Source organism: Bacillus sp. FSL K6-2819, from assembly GCF_038008305.1.
GTDB classification, from domain to species: Bacteria; Bacillota; Bacilli; order Bacillales; family Bacillaceae; genus Bacillus; species Bacillus amyloliquefaciens.
This window is the reverse complement of the sequence record NZ_JBBOYV010000001.1, coordinates 3,336,699-3,349,716: the sequence shown is the minus strand read 5'-3', so window position 1 is coordinate 3,349,716 and position 13,018 is coordinate 3,336,699. Positions and strand designations below refer to the sequence as shown.

Here is a 13,018-nt window from a genome sequence, read left to right as displayed (position 1 = left end):
ACATCACCTTTCATATATTGTAAAATAAGTTCGAAAGGATGATACGCATGAGAAAATACATTATTATCCTAATTGTTATAATTATAGCAGTGGGAGGTTTTTTCGTGAAGCATCAATATGACAAACATAAGAACGAAGAGAAACTTGTGAATGAGGCGCAAGATCATATGAAGAATTACTTAAAAAAAGACTATAAAAATGTGCAGGAAGTTCACTTTTCCAAAGACTACAATATCGATCCGACAGGCGGAGTCGAAGTTTCAGGTTACATAAATAATAATAAAGAAAAAGAATTTTCCGGTATATACGATCCAACGAACAAAGAGATAGGTATTTCAGTGGTCAATGCCGAAGAAAGATAAAATACCCACCTCAGGATGAGTGGGTATTTATTTTGTTTAATTATCTTACAAAATTCGTGATATGTTTCTCATACAGTTCAAACCTATTCCTGAGATCAATCGCCTCTACCGTCTCATTTGTCGAGGTATCCCCGATAATTAACGGTAACTGCGTACAAATATCATGACAACTCAACGATAGGAAAAACGTCAGATAGCATTTTACTCGCTTTAAGTTCCAATCTTAACTTGTCAGCAACAATCGCGATGAATTCTGAATTGGTTAGCTTTGCTTTTGGCATGCTGAAAGTATATTCATATCAAGTTTTCGCTCATTTCGTTTACTTAAAAACGACAGTTATTTATAGGAAAGGGTTGATTTCCAAATGAAAAAGAAAAAGTACATAATTATCCTTATTTTAATAATTATAGCAGTTGGGGGTCTTTTTATGAAGCATCAGTATGATCAAAAGAAAAAAGAGATTGCGTTATTCGAAGAAGCCCAGAATCATATGGAAAAGTTTTTAACAACGAACTATAAAAATGTGGATGATATCCATTTTTCTGAGGATTACTATATTAATCCAATGGGTGGTATTAGTGTTAAGGGTTATACTAACGGAAAAAAAGAGTTTGAAGGTCTATATGATCCAAGTAATAAAGAAATATTGTCATATACGGTTGATGCCGAACCCAAAGAAGAATGTAAAGATAAGCTTTGTACAAGATAAATTAGCCCGCTCAAATCGAGCTGGGCTAATTTTGTTTTATTGCCTACCCTCTATCTCCTCGATATAAAACAAATCTTCCATAGGCACATTTAATCCTCTGTTAATAATGAATAGTGTTGTGATATCATATCTTGATATTTGTTTTAAATCTGCTTATCGCAGCCTCATAGAGCTAACCTAACTCAGCCAATTCTTTCTGGCTTTGAATTCCCTTCCTCTTCATAACTTCATTTAACCTAGATCTAACTATAAGATTTTTTAGAAATTCACACACCCTTTAGGCAAGTGTAACTAACGCTTATATAAAAGTATTCTCGACTTTTGATACATTCATGTTTTTTAGACATGTACAACACCCCAAAAGTAGATATAAATTTAATATAAGAAAGGATGAGTTTGTGAATAAATACATAATTATCCTGGTGTTTGTAATGGTTATAGCGTCAGGAGGTACCTACTTGAAGTACCAACATGATAAAAAAGAAGCAGAACAAGAACTTTTTAACCAAGCGAAAGATAAAATGGAAAGCTATATAAAAGCTAATTACAAAAATATAAAGCACATTACATACGATAACGATTACAAAATAGATCCTATGGGGGGAATTTCCATCGAGGGTTACTTGAATGGTAATAAGGAAAAAGAATTTTTCGGACTTTATGACAAAACGAATGATGAAATAGGGATATCTTTAGTCGATGCTGAAGAGAAACCTGAGTGTCAAGAAAAAGAATGTGAATACTAAAAGGCGCTGGAATAGAGAAAACCTCTTTATGATTCCTTTCTAGTTCGCGAGCCGCATGTGAGCATGGACCTAAGGAGCGCCAGAGTAAATGAAAAAGACAAGGGTTTCGGCATTTGCCGTCCTTGTCTTTTTTATTAAACACCTTTTTACCGGGTGAAGCATCTCATCATTTGACAGTCCATTTTAACAGCGTTACAATTAATCATGTAAATAGTTACATGTATATATAAACATAATGTCTTGGGAGGTGATACGTCCTGAATGAACCTTCTTTAAAAAAAGTGATGTCTCTGCAAATTAAAGTGGATGAACCGATCGTTGCTGGGCAGACTGGATTAGGGAAAAGGCAGCTGATCCTGATTCGGGGCGGAACGGTCAGCGGCGCCGTAAAGGGGCGTGTTCTCCCGGGCGGGGCAGACGCCCAGATCATCCGTCCGAACGGCCGGGTTGATCTTTCTGCTAGGTACGCGCTGGAAACCGAAGAGCACGAAGTCATTTATGTTGAGAACAACGGCATCCGCCAAGTCAGTGAACCGTTCCGCCAGCAGGCTGCAGAGGGGCGCATCATTGATCACGAGCACGTGTATTTCCGCACTGTGCCTGTGTTTAAAACAAGCAGTAAGGCATATCAGCATCTGCAGGACCGGATGTTTATCGGGGCTGCGGTCAGATTGCCGGATGACATTCGGTTGGATATTTATGAAGTTCAATAATAATAATATGGAGAGTGAGTTAGCATGGAAAACTTTATCGGAAGCCATATGATTTACACGTATGAAAACGGCTGGGAGTATGAAATTTATATTAAAAATGATCATACGATCGACTATCGGATTCATAGCGGAATGGTAGGCGGCCGCTGGGTGCGCGACCAAGAAGTGAATATCGTAAAGCTGACAGAAGGCGTATATAAAGTGTCATGGACTGAACCGACAGGCACAGACGTTTCATTAAACTTTATGCCGAATGAAAAACGGATGCACGGGATTATTTTCTTCCCGAAATGGGTTCATGAGCATCCGGAAATCACGGTGTGCTACCAAAATGATTACATTGATGTGATGAAAGAGTCACGTGAGAAATATGACACGTACCCGAAATATGTCGTTCCCGAGTTTGCGGATATTACGTATCTCAACAATGCGGGAATCAATAACGAAGCATTGATTTCAGAAGCGCCGTACGAAGGAATGACTGATGATATTCGCGCGGGAAAATTAAAATAATAGAAAAAACCCGGCAGCTTGGCCGGGTTTTTTTGTATGAGTCAATCCGGCGGCTTTTACGACAGGTTTTTCGTCATGATAAAGTCGATTTGTTTATCATTCCCCATATAAAAAGAGTGTTCTCCGGTGTGAATAAACCCCATTTTTTGATAAAAGGCGATTGCATTTTCGTTTTTTTCCCATACGCCCAGCCAGATGTTCTTTTTATTGTGTTCAGTTGCGATTTTTACAGCATGATTCAGCAGAAATTTTCCAAGTCCGTGTTTCTGATAGTTCTTTCTTATATAAATTCTCTCAATTTCTAGAGAATCTTCACTCATTTTTTCTGATTGAGCTTCGTTCATGTTGACTTTTACATATCCGGCAAGGTCATCGTCATAATAAACAAAATAGAATTTCGAAGAGGGATTGGATAATTCCGTTTTCAGCTGTTCAGAGCGAAATGCAGTTTCCAAATAAGCTTTCATATTTTCAGGTGAATTTTGATCTTTAAATGTATCATTGAATGTTTCAATGCTTATCTCTCGGAGTGCTGTTATATCGTTAAGGCTGCACTTTTTTATTTTGATACTCATCTTCATACATCTCCTTTCTTCAGTTGATTTATGTTGTATTTGCAATGAAAATACCGTATAGTAAACATAACGTAATTTTATTGTATTTGCAACATAAAATTATAAAATGAGGCTGATCAAGTGAAATACGTTTTTTATGTTTTGGGAATCATCATATTGACCTTTGGTATTTCTGTCACTATTCAATCAGATCTTGGAACATCGCCTTTTGATGCGCTTATCGTGGGACTATCTGTAAATGCAGGCCTTACCGTGGGAAGCTGGGAAGTCATTATAGCTTTCCTGTTAATTTGCTGTAATTCAATGTTAAAAAGACAAAGACCGGAATTTTCAGGAATGATTACCGCGTTTATCACGGGAATCGGGATTGATTTGTGGCTTTTTTTCCTGCATCGAATCATCACGCCTGAACTATGGTACGGAAAAGCGGGGTGTTTTGCAATCGGTTTGGTTGTGATAGGGATAGGCACCGCGACTTATCTGCACACAAATTTCGCACCGATCCCGGTTGACCGGTTAACGTTAATTATCCGCGAATTAACCGGAAGAAGCATCTTTTTTTCAAGAACGGTCATTTACTTCGTATTTTTCATATTGGCATTGATCTTAAAAGGACCGGTAGGCGTTGGAACGTTTTTCACCGTTTGTTTAGGAGGAATGATCCTTCATTTCTTTATGCCGATTACCGGAAGATGGATAGACAGCATCTTAACAGTATCTCAAAAGCAGGAAGAAACTAAAACCCGGTGACGGCCGGGTTTTTTGCTGTTATTCCTTATTTTTAAGAGGAGGCCCTGCTGCGGCAATCTGTGCGATTTTGCGGTTAACGTCTCTATCGTATAGTCCGCCGTGATAGCAGATGACCTTTTCGATATCATAGGATGCCAGTTTTGCGACGGACCGATAGGCTTCTTCCATGTCAGGAGTTTGAGGCGGATTCGGCCCTTGAAGCTCCCCGCCTCTGACGATCAGGGCGTCTCCGGCGATAAGCGTTTTCGAGGCCGAATGATACAGGCTGATATGCCCCGGTGTATGCCCGGGTGTATGGATCACGGTCAGCCCGCCGGCCAGTTGATCTCCGTCTGTAACGGTATGAGTGACGGTCAGTCCGGACGTCTGCTTGCCGTCGGAAGACATTTGCGCAGCGAGGGAATTCGGAAGTGTTTTAAGGAGGGGAAGTTCTCCCTGTATATAAGGTTTATCAGCGTCATGGGCATAAATTTCAATGTCCGGAAATTTCGTTTTCAGCTGTGCGGCGCTTCCGATATGATCAATGTCCTGGTGGGTGAGCAAGATGCCGTTTAATTCCCCGGGTGAAAATCCCGCAGCTTCCAGCTGCATTACGATGTTTTTCACCATACCGGGCATTCCCGTGTCAACGAGAATCAAATCATTGTCTGTATGAAACAGTGTCGGTGTCATCGTGAATTGTCCATCCGGCATTGCCGGGATCGGGATGTGTAAATGAATAGGGATACATTTCGCTTTTTCTGTCATTTGTTTGCCGAAAGCTTTACTTTCAGCGCACCTCCAGTTCATATATCAGATTTAAAATGCATTCATCATGGCGCCTATCTTCTGTGCGGCGCTCTCTGAGAAGAATGTTTTCATGTGTGAGCCGGTCTCAGCTGCCGTTTCTTCCGCATAAGCAAACATTTTTTCTTCATATTGTTTTACCGCTTTGTCTGTATCAGCATTGTGTAAGATAGAAAGCCCGAGTTCCGCCGCATCCAGCATAGTCAGATTGGCTCCCGCCCCGGCAAACGGCGTCATGAGATGGGCGGCATCACCGATCAGCGTGACACCTTGTTTGTGCTCCCACTTATGCTGCACGGGCAGGCTGTACAGTCTTCGCGGCAGAATGGTTTCTCCTGCGTATTGGATGTAATGTTTCAGGTCGTCGCTCCAGTCCTCAAAAAGCTCCAGAAGTTTCTGCTTCGCTTCCTCGGGCTGATCATAATCTATGTCGTTTTCATCTATCCAATACCTGCCGGCGGCAAAGCATAAATAGACCCGGACTGTGCCGTCTCCATTGAGCTGGGCCATAATCGCTTTCCGGTCATCAAGGGCATACATGCTTCCCGTGCCGTGAAAACCGGCGAGGTCAGGGAAGTCAGCCGCCGCATTCATAATATGAAGCTCAATCATGCTGATTCCGGAGTATTCAACAGGCGCATCGCTGAGAAGGGGACGAACCCGGGAAAAGGCGCCGTCCGCCGCAATGATAAGATCAAAGACGTCTGTATGTCCGTTTTCAAATTCGAGCTTATGACCTCCTTTCTCAAGCGGAACGGCATGAGAAAGCTTATGTCCCCATTTGATCGTGTCCGTTTTCAGCGATTGCAGCAGCAGTCTGCGAAGTTCGGTTCGGTCAATTTCAGGCCGCCCATGATCCGTCAGTTTTTCAGGTTCTGTCTCAGCAAAAACGGTTCCTTTTTTATCTGTGATTTTCAGCGCCTGCCCTTCATAACGGCAGATCGACCGGAAGGAGCCGAGAAGGCCGGCCGCCTGCAGCGCTTTTTGTCCGGTTTGTTCATCTAAATCAAGCGTTCCGCCCTGCTGCCGCTCAGCCGGTGATGTCTCCTGCTCATAAATGACCGGGGCGAGCCCTCCCTGCTGCAGAATGCGCGCCAGTGTCAGACCGCCGGGCCCTGCACCGATAATCGCAATTCGTTTTTCTTGGCTGTTCATATTTATACTCACCTCAATTTTTTAACTGCCGGTTTATCCGGCTTCTTGCAGTATAATAGGTTTGTATGAACTCAATATGAACTTGTAAAAAGGGGAGGGGTTTTCATGAGCGGTCAAAGAAAGCTCGTTTTTTACGGAGCTGTCAGCGCAGATGGCTATCTTGCGCGGGAAAATCATTCTTTGGATTGGCTGATCGGAACTGAAGGTGAAGAAGACACCGATTATGCAGACTTCTATGAATCTGTCGATACGATCATCATGGGCAGAAAAACATATGAGGAAATATTGGTTTTATTCCCTGATGAATTTCCATATAAGGGGAAAGAATGCTATGTGTTTTCACGGACATTGACCGGGCGTACTGAAGATGTGCGGTTTATTCATGAAGAACCTGCCGATTTTATACAAGCGTTGAAACGCCAAGATGGCAAGCGGATTTGGATTGTCGGCGGGGGCGATCTGCTGCAGCCGATATTGAAAGAGGAGCTTGTCGATGAGTTTATCATTCAGGTCGCTCCCGTTCTGCTTGGCCGGGGTATTCCGTTATTCAGACCGGGAGAGACGGAGACCGCATTGAAGCTTACGGATGTCCGGCGCTACAAGCAATTTGCGGAATTGCGTTATGAAGTGAGATAGAATGAAATATATGAAAGAAACCCAGTAAGGTTACCGGGTTTCTTTTTCATGTTTGTTTTTATTTTTTGAAATTGTGTGGGCCGGCCCGCATGAAAATCCTGCAACCATGATCACAGCCCCTATCCACCTCACGGCATAGAAATCAGTGCCGCGCAGGAAGAGATAAGAAACTAAGAGCATAAGCGCTCCGATAATAACGGCAGCTGTGCCGATAATATTTGATTTCTCCATATAAAAACTCCTTTATGAATGGTTAGATTATTAGTTGTAATAGAATATAACATATAAGGATTAATATGGAAATGGGTATTCTGCGAAACCGAATGACCAGGTTGAAGCTGACTGATGTCTGAAGTGGGATGAAAACGAAACCCCAAGGGAACCGATCCCTTGGGGGTTTTTTTATGCTTGAAACAGAATGCGGCGTTTGGCTGAATCGGGATCGCTTTCCGTCGAGACGGATGTGTTGAAAATGATGGTCTCACGCGAACCTGTTTCATACTGAGGCCAATGGAGCTGATCAGTGTCCGGTTTTCCGGTTTTTGCAAAAGCGATCCATGCGGATTGAATCAGCTTGGAGAGCTGTTTTACATCTTCGCTGAGCGGTTCCTTCAGCGTCTTTTTCAAAGAATCAAAGTTTCCGAACACAAACGGCAATTCCAGAGCGTGAACCGCTTTATGAAACGGCGGTGTTTCGCCATGCCAATCAAAGCGGTACATCCAGACGGGCGCGTATTGCGATTGTTCTTGTGCAAAGGCAACGGCAGGCCGCCAGAATTTCAGATCCGTCATCATATCAATTTGTCCTGTTAAAGAATGCGGATATAAATCTGCCGCTAGCTTGGCGCTGTTCTCTCCGAGATGATAAAGCAAATATTCTTGCTGTTTTTTCTCGGAATGAATGTCTGTATCAGGGGTGAAAAACAAATATGCTTCATCACGATTGGTTCCAATGATCATTGGTATGCCTTCCGCGGCCCCGTCTGCTATGGCTTTGGCCGGTTCCGCAGGCAATGTGGCCGGATCGATGGCGGGCTGAAACAAAAGATGAAAAATGCTTTGATCTATTGTATTCCGCAACTTATCCGCAGTCTTGAGAATGTCATTAACGGAAAGCTCCTGCAATTGATCAGTGCCGGCTTCTTGAATAAATGCTGTTGTGATCTCTTTTGCCACGTCCGCCGTCATCGTCTGAGAGGCGCCGCTTTCCAGTATGGCTTTATGAAACAGGCCTTTTGCGTCAGGCATGGCCATAAGTGAGGCGATGCTCATGCCGCCAGCCGATTCACCGAATACCGTGACATTATCAGGGTCTCCTCCGAATGCGGAGATATTGTCCTTCACCCAGCGCAGCGCGGCGATCTGATCGAGCATGCCGATATTGCCGGGATATGTGTCATCAATAGAAAACAAATGTAAAAAACCGAACGGCCCGAGTCTGTAATTAAGTGTCACCACAATGACATCTCCGTCAGCGGCAAGAGCAGATGCGTCGTAAGTCGGTTCGCTTCCGGCACCTAGGAAAAATGCGCCGCCATGAATCCATACCATGACAGGCCGTTTCCCGCCCTCTGAATCGGGAGCGAACACATTGAGGTAAAGGCAATCTTCAGATTGAGGCGGTACATCTCCGGAAAATGACATCGACAGCAAATCAGCCGGCTGCGGGCAAACCGGCCCGAACGAGTCGGCATTTTTTACGCCGTCCCAAGGTACGGGCGGCTCCGGCGCTTTAAATCTCAGCTCTCCCACGGGCGGCTTTGCATACGGTATGCTCTTCCATGTGCGGACACCGTGACCGGCAGTTCCCTTCAATGCGCCGCAGCGGGTTTGAACAGTAAGTTCTGTCATTATTTCATCCCCCTTTTTCATTTCATTATAAACGGAGATGATGACAAGATGGAAATAAAAGCCCTTTCATCAGCATATGATTAGTAACGCTTCCGTTCTAAAAATGATCTGACTTCCTGAACGGACAAGCCGAGTTCTTTCGCTTCCTGCATCAGCGCTTTCCACTCCTCAATATTGGATTCAGTCAGTTTTCTGTTGCGGTAGGGTGCGGGCTCCGGCCGTTTTTCAGTCAGTTTGTTCGTAAAGGTGAACAGTTCTTCTTTCGGCATGCCTGACTGCACGGCCTGCACAAGATGGATGCGCCACTCATCTTCCGTGTCTCCCATGTGATGCAGCATCGTCTCGGCATCAAAAAGCTCCGTCAGATCGACCTGCAGGGTGGCGGACACTTTTTTTAGAAATTGAATAGACGGATTTGAATGAACCCCCCGTTCTATCTTGCTTAAATAAGATTTAGAGACACCTGCTTCGACTGCTAGCTGATTAATTGAGTAGCCTTTTCTTCTGCGGTATAAACGTATTATTCTTCCAATCATTATGCTGAATTCTCCCCTGTATACTGGCATTTTTTTGTTCATTATAAGAAATTTTTTGTTCTTTATAAAATTTAAAATTATAAGGTAAGTGCAGTAAATAAGAGGAAAATCATGATAACGTTCTCTAAAAAGAACTAAATGGCTTAATTTGAAATTTTCAAATTTCGAGCTTTTCTTTTATAATCCAATCATTAACAGAAGGGGGCGTTTAAGCCTGATGCATCAAGGATGAGGCTGTATATTACATGAATGAGAATATGAGTTTTAAAGAATTATTTGATATTATTAAGCGCAGATTTTTACTGATTTTTATCATGACAGCAGTAGTGACGCTGGTGACGGGATACATCCAATTTCGAGTGATTTCGCCCGTTTATCAGGCGTCAACCCAGGTGCTCATTCATGAAACAAGCGGTGAAAAAAAATCAAATCTCAGCGACATCCAGCTGAATCTCCATTACAACAACACGTTTCAAACGATAATGAAAAGCCCGGTTGTGATTGAGAAAGTGAAGCGGAAGCTCCATCTTTCCGAGACGGCATCCGCTTTGAAAGCAAAGATCACGACAAGCAGCGAAACCGATTCAGAAATCATCACCGCAGCGGTGCAGGATGAGAATCCGAAACAGGCCGCCGCAATAGCGAACACGCTGATGAAAACATTTAAAAAAGAAGTCCGCGACAGGATGAATATAAAAGGCGTCATCGTTTTGTCTGAGGCAAAAGCATCGGAAAGCCCGATGGTCAAGCCTTCGCGCATCCGGAATATCATGATGGCATTCGGTGCGGCCCTTATGGCCGGTGTGACGCTTGCGTTTTTTCTCCACTTTCTTGATGAAACCGTTAAAAGCGAGCGGCAGCTCAGCGAAAAAACAGACTTGCCTGTTTTAGGGGTTGTGTATGATATCAAAAATCAGAAGACACGGTCTGATGAAAAACATTTCGGGGAGTGAGGCATTTGGGATTCAGAAAAAAGAAGTCAAGACGGGGATTGGCTCAAATATCCGTTTTACACCACAAATCATTGGTAGCTGAACAATACCGCACCATTCGGACAAATATTGAGTTTTCCTCTGTACAGACCCATTTGCGCTCTATTCTCGTCACTTCTTCCGTTCCGGGAGAAGGAAAATCATTCAGCGCCGCCAACCTTGCCGCGGTATTTGCGCAGCAGGAAAAAAAGGTGCTGCTCGTCGATGCGGATTTACGAAAACCGACGATACATGAGACCTATCAGCTTGAAAATGTACAAGGCCTTACGAATGTGTTAGTCGGAAACGCTTCCCTCGGCGAAACGGTGCAAAAAACACTGATAGATAATCTTTATGTCTTAACGAGCGGTCCGACGCCGCCGAATCCGGCTGAGCTTTTGTCCTCTAAAGCGATGGGAGAGCTGATTCAGGAGATGTACAGCCGATACAGTCTGGTCATTTTCGATTCACCTCCGCTTTTGGCGGTGGCGGACGGACAGATTTTAGCGAACCAGACGGATGGAAGCGTTCTCGTCGTTTTGAGCGGAAAAACAAAAATGGATACCGTCCAAAAGGCGAAAGACGCGCTTCAGCAGTCGAAGGCGAAGCTTTTGGGCGCGCTTTTGAATAAAAAGAAAATCAAAAAAACAGAACACTACTCGTATTGAGCGGTGAAGGTGATGTCTCCTTACCTTTATCAACGGAGGCACTCGGCTCTGCTGTGGGCAGCGATTTTCGCTGCCTTAGATGCTGGTCGTCGGTGGCGGGGTGTGAGGACGGGTTAAATGCCCAATTTATCTTAAAATGCCGCGTTTTTATCGGCTTAGCTGTTATGCCTGTTTTTTTGCGAAAACCGTATCAGCTAAACCGATAAATGAGGAGGGGAAAGATTGACTTACCGGAGAAGACTTTCAATGATTTTTGCATTGGATACGTATCTCGTTTTACTTTCCGTTGTTATAGGATATCAATTTTTTGAGGATTCTTATCACTTTTATGACTCCGGAGCGCTCCTGCTGACCGCGGTGAGCATGCTGATCAGCCACCATGTATGCGCTTTTATGTTTCACCAGTATAAGCAGGTATGGACGTATACGGGAATAGGGGAGCTGCTTGCCCTGCTGAAGGGGATCACTCTGTCCGCAGCGGTGACGGCCGCCGTTCAATATGGGGTGTTCCACACGATTTTGTTCCGGCTTTTAGCCGTCAGCTGGATGGTTCAGCTATTGTTTATCGGAGGCAGCCGGATGATTTCGCGCGTGCTGAAAGAAACGATCGGCAAGAAGCAAAATGACTCTTCACGGGCGCTGATTATCGGCGCTGGCGCGGGGGGGACGCTGCTCGCCCGTCAGCTTACGCAGAAAAACGATCTCGGAATCATGCCTGTGGCTTTTATTGATGATGACCAGACGAAGCATAAGCTCGAGATTATGGGGCTGCCCGTCATCGGCGGAAAAGAAAGCATTTTGCCGGCGGTGCAGAGGCTGAGAATTCACCATATCATCATCGCCATTCCGTCTCTGCGAACCCATGAGCTTCAGACTTTATACAAAGAATGTGTGCAGACGGGCGCCCATATTAAAATCATGCCGCAATTTGATGAGATCCTGCTCGGAACGCAGGCTGCCGGACACATCAGAGATGTAAACGCCGAAGATTTGCTCGGCAGAAAACCGGTCACTCTGGATACGAGCAAAATTTCTGACAGCATAAAGGGAAAAACGATTCTGGTCACGGGTGCCGGCGGCTCTATCGGTTCTGAGATCTGCCGCCAGATCAGCTCGTTTCGTCCGCGTGAAATCGTCCTTCTCGGCCACGGGGAAAACAGCATTTATTCCGTGCATGGCGAACTGTCAGCACGCTTTGGGAAAGAGGTGCTTTTTCACGCGGAGATCGCCGATATTCAGGATAGAGATAAAATCTTTACCTTGATGAAAAAATACGAGCCGCACGTCGTCTATCATGCGGCTGCCCATAAACATGTGCCGTTAATGGAACATAACCCGGAGGAAGCTGTCAAAAACAACATCCTCGGCACAAAAAATGTCGCCGAGGCCGCCGATATGTGCGGAACGGAAACGTTCGTGCTGATTTCTTCTGATAAAGCGGTCAATCCGGCCAATGTTATGGGGGCGACGAAGCGGTTTGCGGAAATGGTCATCATGAACCTCGGAAAAATCAGCCGCACCAAATTCGCCGCCGTCCGTTTCGGAAATGTGCTCGGAAGCCGGGGCAGCGTCATTCCGATTTTCAAAAAGCAGATTGCAAAAGGCGGACCCGTCACCGTCACGCATCCGGCGATGACAAGATATTTTATGACGATCCCCGAAGCGTCAAGACTCGTCATTCAGGCGGGGGCGCTTGCAAAAGGGCGGCAGATTTTCGTTCTGGATATGGGAGAACCCGTCAAAATCGTCGATCTGGCAAAAAACCTGATTCATTTATCAGGCTATACGACAGAACAGATTCCTATTGAATTCTCCGGCATCCGGCCGGGAGAAAAGATGTATGAAGAACTGCTGAATCATAATGAAGTACATACGGAACAGATTTTTCCGAAAATCCATATCGGAAAAGCGGTAGACGGGGATTGGGCCGTGCTTATCCGCTTTATGGAAGAATTCAGCCGTCTGCCTGAGGAAGAGCTGAGAAAACGGCTGTTTGAGGCAATCGAATCAGTACATGAAGAAGCGGCCGCGGGCGTGTGATGGGAG

16 protein-coding genes and 1 pseudogene are annotated in these 13,018 nt (G+C 44.6%); 10 read left to right on the top strand and 7 right to left on the bottom strand.

The genetic code is table 11. The features are described 5' to 3' along the window. Positions 1-47 precede the first annotated feature (47 nt). Positions 48-362 carry a DUF1433 domain-containing protein gene (locus MHH91_RS17540; protein WP_013353706.1) on the top strand — a complete coding sequence of 105 codons (315 nt, stop codon included), beginning with the start codon at positions 48-50 and terminating at the stop codon, positions 360-362. Positions 363-523: 161 nt separating this feature from the next. Here the strand turns inward: MHH91_RS17540 and MHH91_RS17535 are convergent. After that, positions 524-661 (bottom strand): annotated as a pseudogene (locus MHH91_RS17535) (hypothetical protein); the annotation flags it as partial. A 66-nt stretch (positions 662-727) separates the two neighbouring features. On the opposite strand from MHH91_RS17535, the gene MHH91_RS17530 reads away from it, so the two are divergent. From MHH91_RS17530 to MHH91_RS17515, 4 genes are all read left to right on the top strand, one after another. Next, positions 728-1,072: a DUF1433 domain-containing protein gene (locus MHH91_RS17530; RefSeq protein ID WP_013353705.1), complete on the top strand. Its 345-nt coding sequence runs from the start codon at positions 728-730 to the stop codon at positions 1,070-1,072. A gap of 458 nt (positions 1,073-1,530) precedes the next feature. Then, positions 1,531-1,818, top strand: coding sequence for a DUF1433 domain-containing protein (locus MHH91_RS17525; protein ID WP_014471065.1), 288 nt, complete (start codon positions 1,531-1,533; stop codon positions 1,816-1,818). A 257-nt stretch (positions 1,819-2,075) separates the two neighbouring features. Continuing rightward, entirely contained in the window at positions 2,076-2,531 is a 456-nt protein-coding gene (locus MHH91_RS17520) for a DUF3237 domain-containing protein (protein WP_038463075.1), read from the top strand. 24 nt (positions 2,532-2,555) lie between these two features. Next, the gene (locus tag MHH91_RS17515; protein WP_013353702.1) at positions 2,556-3,044 is read left to right on the top strand and encodes a phenolic acid decarboxylase; all 489 of its coding nucleotides are present in this window, start codon (positions 2,556-2,558) and stop codon (positions 3,042-3,044) included. 56 nt (positions 3,045-3,100) lie between these two features. Here MHH91_RS17515 and MHH91_RS17510 read toward each other — a convergent pair whose 3' ends face one another. Then, positions 3,101-3,619, bottom strand: a complete 519-nt coding sequence (locus MHH91_RS17510; protein ID WP_014471064.1) for a GNAT family N-acetyltransferase — start codon at positions 3,617-3,619, stop codon at positions 3,101-3,103. 120 nt (positions 3,620-3,739) lie between these two features. On the opposite strand from MHH91_RS17510, the gene MHH91_RS17505 reads away from it, so the two are divergent. Beyond that, entirely contained in the window at positions 3,740-4,369 is a 630-nt protein-coding gene (locus MHH91_RS17505) for a YczE/YyaS/YitT family protein (RefSeq protein ID WP_013353700.1), read from the top strand. A gap of 18 nt (positions 4,370-4,387) precedes the next feature. Here MHH91_RS17505 and MHH91_RS17500 read toward each other — a convergent pair whose 3' ends face one another. Together MHH91_RS17500 and MHH91_RS17495 are read right to left on the bottom strand one after the other, a co-directional pair. Continuing rightward, complete coding sequence (locus tag MHH91_RS17500; RefSeq protein ID WP_232469710.1) at positions 4,388-5,041, bottom strand: MBL fold metallo-hydrolase; 654 nt, start codon at positions 5,039-5,041, stop codon at positions 4,388-4,390. 126 nt (positions 5,042-5,167) lie between these two features. Continuing rightward, positions 5,168-6,310 carry an FAD-dependent oxidoreductase gene (locus MHH91_RS17495; protein WP_013353698.1) on the bottom strand — a complete coding sequence of 381 codons (1,143 nt, stop codon included), beginning with the start codon at positions 6,308-6,310 and terminating at the stop codon, positions 5,168-5,170. 105 nt (positions 6,311-6,415) lie between these two features. Between MHH91_RS17495 and MHH91_RS17490 the strand changes: the two genes are divergently transcribed. Next, the gene (locus MHH91_RS17490) at positions 6,416-6,946 is read left to right on the top strand and encodes a dihydrofolate reductase family protein (RefSeq protein ID WP_013353697.1); all 531 of its coding nucleotides are present in this window, start codon (positions 6,416-6,418) and stop codon (positions 6,944-6,946) included. A 30-nt stretch (positions 6,947-6,976) separates the two neighbouring features. On the opposite strand, the gene MHH91_RS17485 is transcribed toward MHH91_RS17490, so the two are convergent. From MHH91_RS17485 to slrR, 3 genes are all read right to left on the bottom strand, one after another. Then, the gene (locus MHH91_RS17485; protein ID WP_013353696.1) at positions 6,977-7,177 is read right to left on the bottom strand and encodes a hypothetical protein; all 201 of its coding nucleotides are present in this window, start codon (positions 7,175-7,177) and stop codon (positions 6,977-6,979) included. Between the two features lie 171 nt (positions 7,178-7,348). After that, the gene (locus MHH91_RS17480) at positions 7,349-8,797 is read right to left on the bottom strand and encodes a carboxylesterase/lipase family protein (protein WP_013353695.1); all 1,449 of its coding nucleotides are present in this window, start codon (positions 8,795-8,797) and stop codon (positions 7,349-7,351) included. A gap of 80 nt (positions 8,798-8,877) precedes the next feature. Then, the gene (gene slrR, locus MHH91_RS17475) at positions 8,878-9,333 is read right to left on the bottom strand and encodes an HTH-type transcriptional regulator SlrR (protein WP_007407395.1); all 456 of its coding nucleotides are present in this window, start codon (positions 9,331-9,333) and stop codon (positions 8,878-8,880) included. A gap of 245 nt (positions 9,334-9,578) precedes the next feature. Between slrR and MHH91_RS17470 the strand changes: the two genes are divergently transcribed. The 3 genes from MHH91_RS17470 to MHH91_RS17460 all read left to right on the top strand — a co-directional run bounded on the left by MHH91_RS17470 (position 9,579) and on the right by MHH91_RS17460 (position 13,012). Then, the gene (locus MHH91_RS17470; protein WP_013353694.1) at positions 9,579-10,286 is read left to right on the top strand and encodes a YveK family protein; all 708 of its coding nucleotides are present in this window, start codon (positions 9,579-9,581) and stop codon (positions 10,284-10,286) included. A gap of 5 nt (positions 10,287-10,291) precedes the next feature. Continuing rightward, entirely contained in the window at positions 10,292-10,972 is a 681-nt protein-coding gene (locus MHH91_RS17465; protein WP_003151543.1) for a CpsD/CapB family tyrosine-protein kinase, read from the top strand. A 222-nt stretch (positions 10,973-11,194) separates the two neighbouring features. Then, positions 11,195-13,012, top strand: coding sequence for a polysaccharide biosynthesis protein (locus tag MHH91_RS17460; RefSeq protein WP_014472284.1), 1,818 nt, complete (start codon positions 11,195-11,197; stop codon positions 13,010-13,012). Positions 13,013-13,018 lie beyond the last annotated feature (6 nt).